The sequence below is a fragment of the Synechococcus sp. W60.1 genome, assembly GCF_047461575.1.
Taxonomy (GTDB): Bacteria; Cyanobacteriota; Cyanobacteriia; order Thermostichales; family Thermostichaceae; genus Thermostichus.
Genome location: NZ_JANSHL010000007.1, coordinates 68,403 through 83,292 on the forward strand (window position 1 = coordinate 68,403; position 14,890 = coordinate 83,292).

At 59.4% G+C, this 14,890-nt stretch carries 14 protein-coding genes and 1 tRNA gene; 10 read left to right on the forward strand and 5 right to left on the reverse strand.

Features of this window, described 5'->3' with window-relative positions; genetic code table 11:
* Window positions 1–16 precede the first annotated feature (16 nt).
* From NW805_RS08175 to NW805_RS08190, 4 genes are all read left to right on the forward strand, one after another.
* Window positions 17–1,357, forward strand: a complete 1,341-nt coding sequence (locus tag NW805_RS08175; RefSeq protein WP_414422198.1) for a TldD/PmbA family protein — start codon at window positions 17–19, stop codon at window positions 1,355–1,357.
* Between the two features lie 15 nt (window positions 1,358–1,372).
* Window positions 1,373–2,170, forward strand: coding sequence for an MBL fold metallo-hydrolase (locus NW805_RS08180; protein ID WP_414422199.1), 798 nt, complete (start codon window positions 1,373–1,375; stop codon window positions 2,168–2,170).
* Window positions 2,167–2,595: a DUF2358 domain-containing protein gene (locus tag NW805_RS08185; RefSeq protein ID WP_414422200.1), complete on the forward strand. Its 429-nt coding sequence runs from the start codon at window positions 2,167–2,169 to the stop codon at window positions 2,593–2,595. Before NW805_RS08180 ends, NW805_RS08185 begins: the two co-directional genes overlap by 4 nt.
* 74 nt (window positions 2,596–2,669) lie before the next feature.
* Window positions 2,670–2,754: transfer RNA gene (locus NW805_RS08190), tRNA-Ser, on the forward strand.
* A gap of 260 nt (window positions 2,755–3,014) precedes the next feature.
* Here the strand turns inward: NW805_RS08190 and NW805_RS08195 are convergent.
* Window positions 3,015–3,350 carry a hypothetical protein gene (locus NW805_RS08195; RefSeq protein ID WP_414422201.1) on the reverse strand — a complete coding sequence of 112 codons (336 nt, stop codon included), beginning with the start codon at window positions 3,348–3,350 and terminating at the stop codon, window positions 3,015–3,017.
* A gap of 43 nt (window positions 3,351–3,393) precedes the next feature.
* Entirely contained in the window at window positions 3,394–5,805 is a 2,412-nt protein-coding gene (locus tag NW805_RS08200) for a DEAD/DEAH box helicase (RefSeq protein ID WP_414422202.1), read from the reverse strand.
* A gap of 195 nt (window positions 5,806–6,000) precedes the next feature.
* Between NW805_RS08200 and NW805_RS08205 the strand changes: the two genes are divergently transcribed.
* The 3 genes from NW805_RS08205 (at window position 6,001) to NW805_RS08215 (ending at window position 8,040) form a co-directional block, all read left to right on the forward strand.
* Window positions 6,001–6,654 (forward strand): anthranilate synthase component II, encoded by a 654-nt coding sequence (locus NW805_RS08205; protein ID WP_011433980.1) that lies wholly within the window; start codon window positions 6,001–6,003, stop codon window positions 6,652–6,654.
* Complete coding sequence (locus NW805_RS08210; protein WP_414382440.1) at window positions 6,651–7,469, forward strand: MBL fold metallo-hydrolase; 819 nt, start codon at window positions 6,651–6,653, stop codon at window positions 7,467–7,469. Before NW805_RS08205 ends, NW805_RS08210 begins: the two co-directional genes overlap by 4 nt.
* Before the next feature lie 103 nt (window positions 7,470–7,572).
* The gene (locus NW805_RS08215) at window positions 7,573–8,040 is read left to right on the forward strand and encodes an ankyrin repeat domain-containing protein (RefSeq protein ID WP_414422203.1); all 468 of its coding nucleotides are present in this window, start codon (window positions 7,573–7,575) and stop codon (window positions 8,038–8,040) included.
* Between the two features lie 10 nt (window positions 8,041–8,050).
* On the opposite strand, the gene NW805_RS08220 is transcribed toward NW805_RS08215, so the two are convergent.
* Window positions 8,051–9,028, reverse strand: a complete 978-nt coding sequence (locus NW805_RS08220; RefSeq protein ID WP_414422204.1) for a deoxyhypusine synthase family protein — start codon at window positions 9,026–9,028, stop codon at window positions 8,051–8,053.
* 369 nt (window positions 9,029–9,397) lie between these two features.
* Here NW805_RS08220 and NW805_RS08225 point away from each other — a divergent pair, with 369 nt between their 5' ends.
* From NW805_RS08225 to NW805_RS08235, 3 genes are read left to right on the forward strand one after another with little or no spacing between them, the layout of a single operon-like run.
* Window positions 9,398–11,380, forward strand: coding sequence for an ATP-binding protein (locus tag NW805_RS08225; RefSeq protein ID WP_414422230.1), 1,983 nt, complete (start codon window positions 9,398–9,400; stop codon window positions 11,378–11,380).
* A gap of 4 nt (window positions 11,381–11,384) precedes the next feature.
* A complete protein-coding gene (locus NW805_RS08230) occupies window positions 11,385–11,690 on the forward strand; it encodes a DUF4126 family protein (protein ID WP_414331286.1) in 306 nt (101 codons plus the stop codon).
* 15 nt (window positions 11,691–11,705) lie between these two features.
* Entirely contained in the window at window positions 11,706–12,023 is a 318-nt protein-coding gene (locus NW805_RS08235; protein WP_414373588.1) for a hypothetical protein, read from the forward strand.
* A gap of 36 nt (window positions 12,024–12,059) precedes the next feature.
* Here NW805_RS08235 and NW805_RS08240 read toward each other — a convergent pair whose 3' ends face one another.
* Window positions 12,060–13,097, reverse strand: a complete 1,038-nt coding sequence (locus tag NW805_RS08240) for a hemolysin family protein (protein ID WP_414422205.1) — start codon at window positions 13,095–13,097, stop codon at window positions 12,060–12,062.
* Window positions 13,098–13,212: 115 nt separating this feature from the next.
* Complete coding sequence (locus NW805_RS08245) at window positions 13,213–14,841, reverse strand: bifunctional pantoate--beta-alanine ligase/(d)CMP kinase (protein WP_414422231.1); 1,629 nt, start codon at window positions 14,839–14,841, stop codon at window positions 13,213–13,215.
* Window positions 14,842–14,890: the final 49 nt, after the last annotated feature.

Here is a 14,890-nt window from a genome sequence, read left to right on the forward strand (position 1 = left end):
AACTTGGGGAGTGGCAATGGTGCAAGTCGAGGTGTTGGCAGAACAGACACAAAGCTGTGCCCGGCGGCTGGGGATCCCTCAGTTTGATCTCTACGGGGCTCAAGTGGATGAAACCAGCGTGCAGGTAGATCATGGAGAACCTCGCCAGGTCAAGGCTTCCCATCGCTGCAGCGTGACGGTGCGGGCCTGGAACGACCAGGGTCAGGTGGGGGTGACCTCCACCACCGATGTGGATGAGGCGGGGCTAGAACTGGCCCTGCAAACGGCCTTTGAAGCCAGCCGTTTTGGCCTGCGGGAACATGCCCCTCAATTCAGCCCAGAAGCCACTCTGCCTATTGCTCAGCCTTGTAACGACAAAGGGCCGTTGGCTTTGGCTGGCGACTTGTTGGAACAGTTGGTGGCTGCTGAAAAGGCACTGCTGGGATCCCATCCCGCCATTCAGGGGGTGCCCTACAACGGCCTAGCGCAGCGGCAAATCAACCGCTTCTACCTCAACAGCCACCAAGCCCTACGACAAGAGGAGCATACCCTCGCTTCGGTTTTTCTCTACAGCAAGGCAGAGCAAGAAGGTCGCAAACCCCGCAGCGCCGGAGCCATGCGAGTGGCTCGCAGCCTGGATGAGTTGGATATCCAGGGTTGTGTGCAGGAAGCTGCTGAGAAACTGATTAGCCATCTGGAGTACGAGCGGATCCCTTCTGGAAAATACACAGTGGTCTTTTCCGGAGAAGCCTTTTTGAGTTTGTTGGGCGCCTTCTCCAATGTGTTCAATGCCCAAAACATTTTGGACAACCAAAGCCTGTCCACCCCAGAATCCCTGGGCAAGACCATTGCCTCGCCTCTTCTGTCGGTGTGTGACGATGCCCTACACCCGACCAATGTGGGAGCGATCAGCTTTGATGGAGAAGGCACCCCCACCCGCCGTGTCCCCCTCATCACCAATGGGGTCTTGACCCACTTTTTGCACAGCGCCGGTACGGCTAAGCGCCTAGGAGCCAAGCCCACTGGCCATGCCAACATCGGCGCCAAGGTCACAGTTGCCGCCCACTACTACCATGTATTTGCCGGGGCACCGCCGGAGAGCACCTATGACTTGGCTACGGCTGAAAATGTAGTTTGGATTGATGAGCTGCAAGCGCTTCATGCCGGCGTTAAGCCCCTACAGGGATCCTTCTCCCTGCCGTTTCAGGGGTGGTGGGTACGCCAAGGAGAACGCATCAGCATCGAAGCGGCCACGGTGGCCGGAGACTTCCTGGAGCTGTTGAAGTCGATTTTCTACGTCGAGCCCGAGCCGCAAGTCACACCCGGTGGGCTGTGTCCCCGCATTTGGGTTGCCGATCTCTCCATTACCGGGCAATAACCTCACTTCAAACTCATGAAACTGACCCGCATCGACCTCAACAGTTGGCTCATCCACACCCGGGAGCAAACCTTCCTATTGGATCCGTGGCTGGTGGATCCCCTGGTGTTTCTGGGGATCCCCTGGTTCATCCGCCTGGAGCACCGCCAGCCGCTCCCTTTTACGCCGGAGACCTTGCCCAAAATCGACGGGATCCTCCTCAGCCAAGCCCAGCCGGATCACTGCCACCCACCAACGTTGCAGCGCCTGGATAAGCGGATCCCCGTTTTGGCCTCGCCGGCTGCAGCCAGAGTCGTGAAGAGTCTAGGATTTGCAACGGTTCAGGCTCTGGATCCCTGGCAGTCTGTTCGCTGGGGGGATCTGCGGGTCACAGCCATTCCCGGTGCGCCCCTAGGGCCTGTCCGTGAGCTGGGCTATCTGCTGGAAGAGGTGCCCTCTCAGACACGGCTTTACTACGAGCCTCATCTGTCCCAGCCGGATGTCCGCCCGCGGCTGCAGCAGGAGTTTGGCTCCATCCATACCCTACTGATTCCGGTGGTGGGGCAGATCTTTCCCCTCTTGGGAGAGGTGATCATGGGGCCAGAGCGGGCCCTGGAGGTGGTGGCAGCCCTACGCCCCCAGCAGGTGATCCCTACGGCGATGGGAGAGGTGGACTACCACGGGTGGTTTGCCGCCCAGATCCGCCCCTTGGGCAGCCTGCAGGAGTTTCGAGAAAAGCTGGCAGCCTTGAATGCCGCCACGTCCCAATCTATCCGGTTGTGTTGCCCTGCCCCTGGGGAAACGGTGTCTCTTTCTGTCGTGGCCAAGACATGAGCCTTCCTTCCCAAGCCCCGCCTAGCGCCGATCTGGTGGCCATCTTGCGGGCAGATTACGCTCGCTTTCCCCGGGATCAGACCTATGCGATCTACGACCCGCAGGTTTACTTCCGGGATCCCCTCAACGAGTTTCGCGGCTTGGATCGCTATCGCCGCATGATCGAGGGGATAGGGCGTTGGATAGAGGATATCCGTCTCGAGCTGCAGGATATTCGACAAACCGGCAGCCAGATCCGCACCGAGTGGATCCTAAGCGGTTCTTTGGCTTTGCCTTGGCGTCCCCGCCTGTGCATCCCCGGCTGGACAGAGATGCAGATCAATGAGACGGGGTTGATCGGATCCCATATTGACTACTGGCGATGCTCTCACTGGGAAGTGCTGCTGCAAATGTTTCGGCCTGGGGATCCCAAAGGATCTCATTGATGGCTTCCATCCTCTGCTAGGATCACAAAGCTGACTTTTTAGCCCTCCTGGAAAGTCGCCCCTGTTCTCAATCTGGAGAGATGGCCGAGTGGTCGAAGGCGCAGCACTGGAAATGCTGTGTGGGGCAACTCACCGTGGGTTCGAATCCCACTCTCTCCGTAATCCGATAACGTCCACTGAAGTCCAGAAAGCTCTTACCCAGCAAGGCTTCTGGGCTTTTTAGTGTCCACGATAGACCGGGGAAACCCACTGTAATCCAGGCTAAAGTGGGACACAATAGGGGATATAACAGACGGGGTGGGACATGGCCCTGTCAGAGATGGCCATTCGGAATGCCAAACTCAAGGACAAGCCGTACCAGTTGCCGAATAGAGAAGCAAGGCCATCCTGCCTGCCGAAGTTTTTGCCGAACCAGCTGACTATAGACTAACGGCCAACCGTAGGACGATGCCGACAAGAGCTACGGTGGCAGCTCCAATCAAGGCAAAAGCCAGGTTAACCACTTGGGCGCTAGCCTTTTGATAGGTGTCAATTCGTTCTAGGATCACCCGGTTTTCTATCCCCTGCTCAGCCCAACGTCTTTCCTGCTCGGCCCAGCGCTTTGCTTGATCGGCTGCCAGGGCTTCTAGCCGCTCGTTGGTTCTGGAGACATCCTGCCGGAGTCCTTCCACATCCTGTCGGATCTCTTCCACATCTTGCCGGATCTCTTCAATAACACTCAACACATCCCTGAGGGTGGGTTCACCGGCGGGCATCATAGAGCTGCAACCTCACTGAACAGCAAACGGTCTGAGCTCGCTAGATCAACTCGCTCACCGGGAAGCGATCCAGCATTTTTTGGGCTTGACGGGCATTTTCCCGTAACTCTGCCGGCAGATGGGGTACATAAGGGATCTGAGAAAGCAAATCCAGCGTGCGGCGGATCAGGCGCACCAAGTCTCCGGCATCTAGGTTGGTGCTGGCTTCTAGGGTTTCCCAAGGGATCCCTTGCGCCCAATGTTCGACGATCCCGGCCAAGCTGGGCTCAAACCCAATCGGCACATGAAACACCTGGTGTTGGCGTTGGCTGCGGAACAGTTGCCGCCGTAAACCCCGTAACCCGTGCAGCACATCTTCCACCAGTCCTGAGGTGCGCAACCGGCTGTAGATGCCTGAACGGGGAGGCTCTGAGACCAAGGCAGCCACAACTCCGGCCAAATGATGAGGAGCACAGCCCTGGCACTCACCGGAGAGCAGAGCCAGCGCCAGCCAGAGCTCGTTATCCCCCCGCAGCGCAGCCACCACCTCTCCGCTATCGGTAGGTTGATATTCTTGCAGACAGTCGAAATCCTGCAACACCCCCACCAAGGCCATAAATTGCTGCCAGCGCAACTCCTGCACGGAATCGCTTTGCCGCTCCAGGTGCTCGAGGCGCTTGAGCAAGCGCTGGCGTTTTTCTCGCAAACCCAGCAATTTTTTCCCCACTTGGTGAGCGGGATTCTCTCGGATTTGAGCTTCTAGGGCGCGAATTTTTTCCTCTTGGGCTTGGATGTGGGGAAAAGCCAACAGACGCAAGGTGGGATCCGGCTCGGCTTCCCGTTGTTTGAGCAAGTAGCGCAAAATGCGCCGTTCTTCCCGCCGTTGCGCCTGCATTTTCTCATAGCGGGCGATATCTTCGTCGGCAATGCCTCCCAAGAGACGGTCGATCTCCTCCAGCTCGGCGCGCGTGTGCAGGATCTCCTGTTGTTCGGGCAACTTTTGCAACGAGAGCAAATACTGGCCGAAGCTGCGGTTGATCAGATCCCGTGCTGCTTCCAAAGAGTGCTTTTGCAGCAGGTTCAGCACCATGCCATAGGTGGGGGTAAACTGGCTCACCAAGGGATCCGCTCCAGAGGTGGCCAGCCGCGCAGCTTCTTGGGCCCCCTCAAACGGGGATTGCACCGTCACCACATGGCCGATGATGTCCTTGCCCCGCCGTCCGGCTCGGCCCGACATTTGCATGAACTCGGAAGCGGTCAAGAGGCGGTGGCCGTTGTCGGTGCGCTTAGAAAGGGAGGAGATGACAGTTGTGCGGGCGGGCATGTTGATCCCGGCGGCCAAAGTCTCAGTGGCGAAGACCAGCTTCACTAGCCCCTGCTGAAACAGATGCTCCACCAGTCCCTTCCAGGCAGGCAACATGCCGGCATGGTGAGCGGCAATACCCCGGTAAAGGGCATCCAACTGATCTCGGCGGACAGCTTCGGGCGTTTCTCGACAAAAGCGGTCGATCTGCTCAGCCAACTGCTGCCGCTCTTCCTCGCTGGCTACCAAGTCCAGATCCCTTACGCTGGCCACGGCCATATCACAGCCTTTGCGACTGAAGATGAAATAGATGGCCGGCAGCATGTCCCGCTGGCGCAAGTTCTCCACCACCTGCACCATATCCGGCACTCCCCCATAGGGAGACTGACCTGACTTGGGGAGTTTGCTTTTCAGGCGGCGATTGCAAACCCACTGGCCGGACTCGGTTTGCTCCAGCAGGGGGAACAGCCCTTTGCGATTGGCAAAGTGAAATTGCAGCGGCACCGGGCGGTGGTTGGAGTCGATCAGATGGGTGGGGCCATGCACCTGGTTCATCCAATCGGTGAGCTGGTCGCTGTTGGCCAGGGTGGCAGAAAGGGCAATGAGCTGGATCGTGGGGGGGCAGTAGATGATTGCTTCTTCCCAGACGGTGCCCCGCTGCTGGTCGTTCATGTAATGGCATTCGTCCAGGATCACCGCCTGCACCTCTCGCAAGGGATCCCGACTCAGGGCCTCCGCCTCCTCCCAAGGTTCCATCCCATCGCCGGAGGCTCCTCTCTGAACGGCCAGAGAGAGCGGCGTGCCATAGAGCATGTTGCGGAAGATCTCGGTGGTCATCACCAAGATCGGCGCCTCCCGGTTGATGGAGATGTCGCCGGTGAGCAGGCCAACCTGTTCTGGGCCGAATTGCTGGCCAAAATCCCGGAACTTTTGGTTGGAGAGGGCCTTCAGGGGCGTTGTATAGAAAACCCGCTTGCCCTGGGATAGGGCCCGATAGATGGCATACTCTCCGATCAGGGTCTTGCCGGATCCCGTGGGAGCACAGACCACCACCGATTCCCCAGCAGCCAGAACCTGAATGGCTCGGATCTGAAAGTCGTCCAGCTCGAAGGGGAAAAGCTGCCGCAACTCGTCCAGCAAATCGGTTGCCGGGGAGAGAAGCGCACTCATGGGATCCAAATCAACATTGGGAAACCTGGAAACCCGCCCAATTCACTGCTTCCTGTGGGTTGTACCTTCTAGGATACAAGCTTTCTTGGGGCGTCGACTGCTCCCCTGCAAAAAGCGCCAGTTACTCTGCTTCTTTGGATCAAGAACAGCAGCTCAAGCAAGTGCTAAAATGGGGTGCCGTTGCCGGATGCTATCGTGCTGGTCGTCATCGACAACTACGACAGCTTTACCTACAACTTGGTGCAGTACCTGGGGGAGTTGGGAGCTCAGCTTCAGGTTTTTCGCAATGACCAGCTCTCCGTTGACGACCTGCGCCGAATGCAGCCGCAAGCTGTAGTTATCTCTCCTGGGCCAGGGCGGCCGGAAGATGCCGGGATCTCCCTGGAGTTGATTCGGGAGCTGGGGCCAGAGCTGCCGATTTTGGGGGTTTGTCTGGGGCACCAGTGCATTGGCCAGGTCTATGGTGGTCAGATCGTGCGCGCACCTGAGCTGATGCATGGCAAAACCTCGCTCATTTACCATCGAGGGGTGGGGGTGTTTGAGGGGTTGAGCCAGCCTTTCACGGCCACCCGCTACCACAGCTTGGTGATCGAGCCTTCTACGTGTCCTGACGAGCTGGAGGTGACGGCTCAAACAGGCGATGGGATCATCATGGGGGTACGCCACCGCCGCTATCCCCACGTTCAGGGCGTGCAGTTCCACCCGGAGAGCATCTTGACTGCAGAGGGCAAGCGCTTGTTGAGCAACTTCCTGCGCAGCGCCAAAGCCTCAACTGCTGCTCAGCCCAATGTTTCGCAGAAACCTCAGGAAACCGTTGCCGTTGTTACATCAGGGATCCCCACTCCATGAAGCGTCGCCAGCTTCTGCAAGCCAGCGCTGGGCTGCTGGGATCGATGGCCGTGAACCTGGCCAGAGGGCGCAAAGCGGGCGCTCAGACAGCGCCGGCACAAGGTTCGGAAACGCCAATAACCCCAGGGTCTATAGAGTTCACTCCCGGCTCCAGCTCGCAGGGGCTGCAACTGACTTGGCTGCACCACAGTTGTGTTTTGTTCGAGGGGGAGGGCCGACGGTTTCTGGTCAACCCGTTTCGGCCGGCGGGTTGTACGGCTGGCTATCCTGCTCCACGAGTTGCTGCCGATCTGGTGTTGCTCAGCAGCCGCTTGTTGGATGAGGGTGCTTTGGATGTGGTGCCCGGCAACCCCAAGGTGCTGTTTCAGCCGGGAGACTATCTGATCGACGGGATCCGGGTGCAAGGAGTACGCATGCCCCGTGGCCCTCGCTTTGGCGTAAATGTGGGTTGGCGCTGGCGCATGGCTGGGATCGACATTGTCCATTTGGGAGGGGCGCTGCAGCCAATTACGCGGGAGCAGTCCATCCTGCTTGCTCGTCCCGACCTGTTGCTGGTGCCAGTGGGGGGTGGGCCGAAAAATTACGATCCTGCCGGGGCCAAGGCGGCCATTGAGGCGCTGCAGCCCAAGCTGGTCATCCCCACCATGTATCGCACGGCCGCCGCCGAGGAATCCCAATGCGAGCTGCTGCCGCTGCAGGAGTTTTTGCGTCTCTTCCCCGCTGCTGCCCCGCAACCTGCCCTCAGCAACCCGTTGCTGCTCTCGGCCCAGGCTCTGCCCAGGCAGGGGCTCGCCATCCTTTTCTTTGAGGAATAGGGCTATGCGAGGTCAGGTCCTAAAAATCGCTGTCGGACTGGGATCCCTGCTAGTGGGGGGTCTGGGATTCTATGGATACTCCCTACCAGAAGATCCACAAGCCTTGGCCCAAGCCAACCCGCTGCGGCTGCAACTGGCTCTCTGGCTGGGGAAAGACGCCAACGCCGTCGATGAGCGGGGCAAGACAGCCCTGTTTTTCGTAGAAAGCGGCCTCAACGCCCGTCTTTTGCTGGCAGCGGGGGCGGATCCCAATCAACTAGACCATGGGGGAGCTAGCCCACTGCACCAAGCGGCTCGCCTGGGCAACCCTGAGGTTACGAAAGCCCTGCTCCAGGGAGGGGCGGAGGTGAACGCTCGTTTTGGCGCCGGTGGCCTTCCCCTGCATTTTGCCGCTTGGTCCGGCAACCCAGAGGTCGTTCGGCTGCTGCTGGAACATGGCTCCGAGATCGACGAGCCGGACGGCTACGGCCTCACGCCCCTGCGCATCGCCCAGGATCTGCGCCGCTGGGAAGCTGCAACCCTGTTGTCCCGCTGGCCCCGCTCCGCCTCAACCGACGGGCATACAGATTGATTCCCCTTCTCTACCACCCCAGCACCCAGGCGAAGATCAAAGGCGCCACGATGGTGGCATCCGACTCGATGACAAATTTGGGGGTGTCGATCCCCAATTTGCCCCAGGTGATCTTCTCATTGGGCACTGCCCCCGAGTAGGAACCGTAGCTGGTGGTGGAGTCGCTGATCTGGCAGAAATAGCCCCACAGGGGTACGCCCTGGCGACCCAGATCTTGATGGAGCATGGGCACCACACAAATGGGGAAATCCCCAGCAATGCCGCCGCCAATTTGAAAGAAGCCAATGGAGCACTCCGCCGAGGTGTGCGTGTACCAGTCCGCCAGGTGGATCATGTACTCGATCCCTGTGCGGACGGTATGCACATTGCGGATCTCACCCGTGATGCAGTGGGCGGCATACATGTTGCCGGTGGTGGAGTCCTCCCATCCCGGCACATAGATGGGCAAGTTGGCCTCCATAGCCGCGTAAACCCAAGAATCCCGGGGATTAATTTGGTAGTAGGGCTCCAGCCGGCCGCTGCGCAGGATGCGGTAGATAAACTCGTGCGGGAAGTAGTGTTCCCCGGCCTGGTCGGCAGCCATCCACTCTTCCAAGAGGGCTTTTTCTAGGCGCCGCATCGCCTCCTCTTCGGGAATGCAGGTATCGGTTACCCGGTTCAGGTGCCGCTCCAGCAGCTCCTGCTCCTGCTGCGGGCTAAGATCGCGGTAGTGGGGCACCCGCTCGTAGAAGTCGTGGGCGATGAGGTTGAAGATGTCCTCTTCCAGGTTGGCGCCGGTGCAGGAGATGGCGTGAACCTTACCCTGCCGGATCATCTCAGCTAGGGAAAGGCCCAGCTCTGCTGTGCTCATGGCACCGGCCAAGGTCACCATCATCTTGCCGCCCTTTTCCAGGTGAGCACAATAACCTTTGGCTGCATCCAGCAGCGCGGCTGCGTTGAAGTGGCGAAAATGATGTTGGATAAATTGGCTGACGGGGCTGTTGGTCACGATTTTTCCGGTCACTCTGACCTGGTGAAGCACGATTTTCTAGTCTATCAACTTTAGGGGCGCTGACAAGCTTTGCTTGGGGATACCTTTATCGGTATTGGCAACCATTCCCCTGCAGGTCGGCTGGAGCAGGTTGCGTTGCGAAGCCGGGATCCCATACCGGTTCTCACCCGGCCTTGGCTGAGACAAAGGGATCGCCTGCCCATGTCAGAATGGTGGCGAATCACCGCCCTATATCCGTTCACGCTATCTGTTCACGTTGGGTTCATGCCTCCTGTCAGCACTGTCGAGCCAGCCGAGCCCATTGCCGAAGTCCAATCTCCTGAGCTGGCTTCTTCTCCTGCCGAGCCATTGCCTGGCGCTGTGGACATGTCAGTGCCAACAACGACCGGGATCTCTATGGGATCCCTGCAGCGCTGGTGGGCGCGCTGGAAACAAAAGCTGCGCCTGGAGACCCAGCTGCTCTTTGTGGCCACGCTGGTGGTCTCCTTGGTGGTGAGCAGTTTTACCTTCTGGGCCGTCAGCACTGTGCAGCAGGATGCCCGCTTCAACGAGGCCCGCTTTGGCCGGGATCTGGGGTTGCTTTTGGCGGCCAATGTTGCCCCTCTAATTGCGGAAGATCGCATTGGCGAAGTCGCCCAACTGTCCCGCCAGTACTTTGAGAGCACCAGCAGCATCCGCTATCTGCTCTACGCCGATCCCGAAGGAAACATCTACTACGGGATCCCGTTCTCCAATCAGGAGGTGAAAACCTCCCTCAGCCTTACCCGTCGCATGCAACTGCCGGACAACCGTCCTCCTGCTGAGGGCCAACCGCTGGTGCGCACCCACCTTACCCCTGCTGGGCGGGTGACGGATATTTTCGTCGGCATCTACCATCAGGGCCGCTTTTTGGGCACCCTCGGCTTGGGCATCAATCCCAATCCCGCCCTGGTGCGCTCCACACAATTGGCGCGGGAGGTCTCGATTGGGGTGTTTTTGGCGGTGTGGGTCTTGGCCATCCTGGGAGCGGTGGTCAATGCCCTCACCATCACCTATCCCATCAAAGAGCTGGTCAAAGGTGTCCAGGAGATCACCAAAGGTAACTTCAAGCAGCGCATCGACCTGCCCTTCGGGGGAGAGCTGGCCCAGCTCATCGACAGCTTTAACGAGATGGCGGAGCGGCTGCAAAGCTACGAAGAGCAAAACATCGAGGAACTGGCTGCCGCCAAAGCCAAGTTGGAGACCTTGGTCTTCTCCATCGTCGATGCTGCCATTTTGCTGGATGCCGAGTTGCGGGTGCTGCTGCTCAACCCTGCCGCCTCCCGCATGTTTGGCTGGGAAGGGGATCCCGTTTTGGGCAAACCCCTGCCGGAGCTGTTGCCGGAGGATCTGCAGCAGCAACTGGCCCGCCCCCTGATGCAAATTGCCCGCGGGGATCAAGAAGCAGAGGAAGTTCGCGTCAACCTCACCGGCCCCACCAAGCGTGTTATCCGCATCCTGCTTTCGCCGGTGTCGGATCCACGGCGGCAAAATCTCAAGGGGATCGTGATGACGGTGCAGGACATCACCCGCGAGGCAGAGCTCAACGAAGCCAAGGCCCAATTCATCAGCAACATCAGCCACGAGCTGCGCACCCCCCTCTTCAGCATCAAGTCTTTTATCGAGACCCTCTACGAGTACGGCGAGCAGATGTCCCCCGCCGAGCGGCAGGATTATCTGGAAATTGCCAACCGCGAAACCGACCGCCTCACCCGCCTGGTCAACGATGTTTTGGATTTGTCTCGTCTGGAATCGGGCAAGCAGTACCACTTTGAAGGTGTCGACATCGCGGCAGTGATCGAGCAGACTTTGCGCACCCACCAACTGCAGGCCCGCGACAAAGGGATCCAGCTGCGCAAGTTCGTCGATCCGGATCTGCCGCTGGTCTGGGGCAACTACGATCTGCTGCTGCAGGTGATGACCAATCTCCTGGGCAATGCCCTCAAGTTCACCCCCTCAGGGGGCCTGGTGACGGTACATGCCCACCTGGTGGTTCAGGCGGATGGATCCCCGCAGGCAGTGCGGGTGGCGGTGGCCGATACAGGCATTGGCATTGCCCCAGAAGATCAGGAGCGGATTTTCGACCGCTTTTTCCGTGTCGAGAACCGGGTCCACACCCTAGAGGGCACCGGCCTGGGGTTGGCCATCGTGCGCAACATCCTGGAGAAACATCGAACCCGCATCTGCCTGGAGAGCAAGCTAGAACAGGGATCCACCTTCTGGTTCGACCTGCACCTGTACACTGAAGAGGGACCGCTGGAGTTCGAGGTTCAGCCAGCCGAGACGGATCCCCCCAGTTGCGCTTGGCGGGAGCACTCCCATCAACGCTGAGGATATGAAGGGCATACCGGCCATTTTTTGGGGGTTGGGCCTCAGTTTCGCATTTTTGTGCCACACTGGTGACCTCTACCACCACACAGGGGGGCTGGGCAACCCGCTGTTGGCCACCGGCGAAAACGTCACTTCTCTGCTGCTGGCGGTGGTGGCGGTGCTGGCCCCTTGGCTGGCAGTGCTGCTGATGGGTTTGCTGGTGTACTGGCTGGGCAAACGGGCGTTGAAACTGGGGTTCCGCAGCAGAAATGCCGCTCCCAAGTCTCAGGGATCCCCGCCGACGGCTGTTCTACACTGGAGAAGGTTTTAACTGGATGGTTTTGCCATGCCGCCTCGCTGGCCCCGGAAGCCCTCCCGTCGGGATCCCGAATTTCGCAAGCTGGATGATCGCTATACCTATGCCGCCCACCTGTCTGTTTTCCTCTGTAGCGGGTCTGGGCTGGTGTTTTTTCAGCAACTGTACCGCGCGGATTGGCCGTGGCTGGTGCCCCTGTTGGGCTGGTGGGCTTTGGGGCTAGGGATCCACAGCTTCTGGATCTTTTTTGTGGCCCGCTATCCCGTCGAGGCCGGCTTTGGGGAGCTCACTCCCGGCGCGCACGAAAACCCAACAGCCGCGGAGACGGATCCCTCAGGGGCCAGCTAAGACTCAGAGGGTGGACAACCCGATTGCTCATGGTGCTCAACCGGAGGGGGCAGAAGAGCCACCTTGTCGTCGTTGTCGCTGCAGCAGCAGGGGGGAGAGGTCGCTCTCGTCGTAAATATCCCCCACCAGCTCCTCCAAAATGTCTTCCAGCGTGATGAGGCCGGTGGTGCCGCCGAACTCATCCACCACAATCCCCAGGTGTTGGCGAGAGCGCAGCATTTCCTTGAGCAACAAGCTGACCCGCTTGGTGTCCGGCACAAAAAAAGGCGGTGCCATCGCCTGGGTCACTTCGGCATTGCCTTTTTGATCCAGATGGCGCAGGGCTTGCTTGAGGTGGATAATGCCGACGATCTCGTCCTTGGATTCTCCCTGCACGGGGATGCGCGAGTAGCCCGTTTCCAAACAGAGCTTCACCACATCCTGCAGTGTTTTGTCGTGGGAGATGGTCTCCATTTTAACTCTGGGCTTGGCCACGTCCCGCGCCTGCAGCAAGTCCAAGGCCAAGGCCCCACGGAACAGCCGCCGTTTTTGCCAATCCAGCAGCCCCCGCTGCCCCAACACATCGATCAGCAGCTCCAAATCCTTGAGAGAAGCGGTGGCCGTCAGGGGGGAGAATTCCAATAGATTGAAGAGCCTGCTGACAACCCACTCAAAAGCGTCGCTAAAAGGGCGCAGCAGCACCGATAGGACATGAACAGGCCGCACCACCCAGCGGAACACCCCTAGCGGATGGCTCACCGCTAAAGACTTTGGGGCTACTTCTCCAAAGAGGAGCACCACAATTGTGGTGGGCACGGTGGCGGCCAAAGCTCCAATCTGGGTTCCCAACAGTTCAATGGAGAGGGTTGTGGCCAGAGCAGCAATGCCGATGTTGACAAAGTTGTTCACCAGCAACAGGGTGGTGATCAGCCGCGAGCGCTGTTGTTGGGCCAGTCGATACAAGCCCTGTGGATCCCCTTGTTCTTCGATCAGAGATTCCAGGCGCAGGTTGTCCATGGCCGTGATGGCGGTTTCGGCCCCAGAGCAAGCTCCTGAGAGGAGCAGCAAAAAGGCCAAGAGGAAGACATTAACCATAGCGCTCCGTTACGGGATATGGGTGGCGTCGAAGGACTAAACCCAAGCTGCTCAAGCCAGTCAGCTCCTCGAAGATCTTATTCATCCCGTTGATTTGTTCTTGATTGAGTTAAGGCTACTGATCGAAATGGGCGGAGCCGGATCGCTCCAAAAGTTGCCGGTACAACATGACAATCTTGTCTTGCACCTCGGATTGGCTCAGGTGATCTGTGTCGATCAAGATGGCATCGGGGGCAGGCCGCAAAGGAGAAATCAGCCGTTCGCTGTCGCAGCGATCCCGCTGCTCGATTTGCGCTTTCAATTCTTCGAGAGGCACCATTTGCCCTTGGGCTTGGAGTTGGTGTTGCCGACGCTGCGCCCGCTCCCCAACAGAAGCGGTCAAGAAAACCTTCAGCTCTGCATCAGGAAAGACGTGGGTGCCGATATCCCGCCCCTCCAAGACAGCACCGCCATCCCGGCCAATGCTGCGTTGCCGCTTCACCAGCTCCTGGCGTACTCCCGGCACTGCCGCCACGTGAGAGACCCAGCGGGTCACTTCCGGAGAGCGAATGGCCTGGGTAATTTCTTCGCCATCGGCCCAGATGCGGGTCGGCTCTGTCGAAGAGGTGCCACTTTGCAGGGTGAGCTGGGTTTGGGCGGCCAGTTGGGTGAGTTGCTTGGCATCGTCCAAAGGGATCCCCCGTTGCAGTGCCAGCCAGGTGATGGCTCGATACATGGCCCCCGTGTCCAAGTACAAAAGCTGCAGCTGGGCGGCTACTGCCCGCGCCACGGTGGATTTTCCGGCTCCAGCCGGGCCGTCGATGGCAATCAGCGGGCGACGCGGGGGAGAGGTCGTGCCGGAAGAGGGCGGTGCCGCATGCTGGGCTCTCTCCGGCGAGGGATCCCCTTGCTCTGGGGAAAGGAGCAGGTTGTCGATCAGGCGAGTCTGCCCCACATAGGCAGCAATGGCCAGCAGGCCCTTGTCTTCCACCCGCGGCAGCGGCTGTAGCGTTTGGGGATCCACCAATTCCAGGTACTGCAGTTGCAGCTCTGGGGTATGCTCCAGCTCAGCACGGGCGGCGGCAAGGATCCCTTCTGCTGAGGGATCCCCGGCCTGCCAATGGTCATATCCCCGACGCAAGGCCCGGTACAGCCCGGCAGCCACCTGTCGTTCAGCAGCAGAAAGGTAGCGGTTGCGGGAGCTACAGGCGAGGCCATCGGCTTCTCGCACCGTGGGGCAGGGAACAATCGTGGTGGGTATTTGCAGATCCCGAACCAAACGCTGAATGATCGCCAGTTGCTGGGCGTCTTTTTGGCCGAAGTAGGCCCGCTGCGGCTGCACCAGGTTCAGCAGTTGCAGCACAATGGTGGCTACACCGCGAAAGTGGCCAGGTCGGTGGGGGGCGCAGAGGGTCTGCAGAAGGGATTCGGGGGGCATGACCCAGGTGCGGTCGCTTCCGGTTGCGGGGTCGGCTCCCATCTCTTGCGGGTCAGGGGCAAAGACCACATCCACACCTGCTGCCTCGCACAAAGCTCGGTCTCCCTCTTCGTCGCGGGGATAGCGATCCCAGTCTTCGTTGGGGCCAAATTGCAGCGGATTGACGAAGATGCTGACCACCGTGTGGTCACACTCCTGGCAGCAGCGGCGAATCAAGCTGAGATGCCCCTCGTGCAGGGATCCCATCGTGGGCACCAAGCCGATGGTGGATCCCCGCCAATTGGCTACCTGCTCCCGCAAAGCAGCGACTGTGCGCAGCCAGTGCATCGCCATGCTACCTCAATCTCTCTCTCCCCTATGGGTTTTCTCCAACCCG

What these genes read in the sequence shown, in the direction of transcription:
- NW805_RS08180 (WP_414422199.1), top strand. Translation starts at nt 1,373, where the DNA reads ATGAAACTGACCCGCATCGACCTCAACAGTTGGCTCATCCACACCCGG.
- NW805_RS08210 (WP_414382440.1), top strand. Translation starts at nt 6,651, where the DNA reads ATGAAGCGTCGCCAGCTTCTGCAAGCCAGCGCTGGGCTGCTGGGATCG.
- NW805_RS08240 (WP_414422205.1), bottom strand. Translation starts at nt 13,097, where the DNA reads ATGGTTAATGTCTTCCTCTTGGCCTTTTTGCTGCTCCTCTCAGGAGCT.
- NW805_RS08230 (WP_414331286.1), top strand. Translation starts at nt 11,385, where the DNA reads ATGAAGGGCATACCGGCCATTTTTTGGGGGTTGGGCCTCAGTTTCGCA.
- NW805_RS08245 (WP_414422231.1), bottom strand. Translation starts at nt 14,841, where the DNA reads ATGCACTGGCTGCGCACAGTCGCTGCTTTGCGGGAGCAGGTAGCCAAT.
- NW805_RS08235 (WP_414373588.1), top strand. Translation starts at nt 11,706, where the DNA reads ATGCCGCCTCGCTGGCCCCGGAAGCCCTCCCGTCGGGATCCCGAATTT.
- NW805_RS08175 (WP_414422198.1), top strand. Translation starts at nt 17, where the DNA reads ATGGTGCAAGTCGAGGTGTTGGCAGAACAGACACAAAGCTGTGCCCGG.
- NW805_RS08185 (WP_414422200.1), top strand. Translation starts at nt 2,167, where the DNA reads ATGAGCCTTCCTTCCCAAGCCCCGCCTAGCGCCGATCTGGTGGCCATC.
- NW805_RS08225 (WP_414422230.1), top strand. Translation starts at nt 9,398, where the DNA reads ATGTCAGTGCCAACAACGACCGGGATCTCTATGGGATCCCTGCAGCGC.
- NW805_RS08200 (WP_414422202.1), bottom strand. Translation starts at nt 5,805, where the DNA reads ATGAGTGCGCTTCTCTCCCCGGCAACCGATTTGCTGGACGAGTTGCGG.
- NW805_RS08195 (WP_414422201.1), bottom strand. Translation starts at nt 3,350, where the DNA reads ATGCCCGCCGGTGAACCCACCCTCAGGGATGTGTTGAGTGTTATTGAA.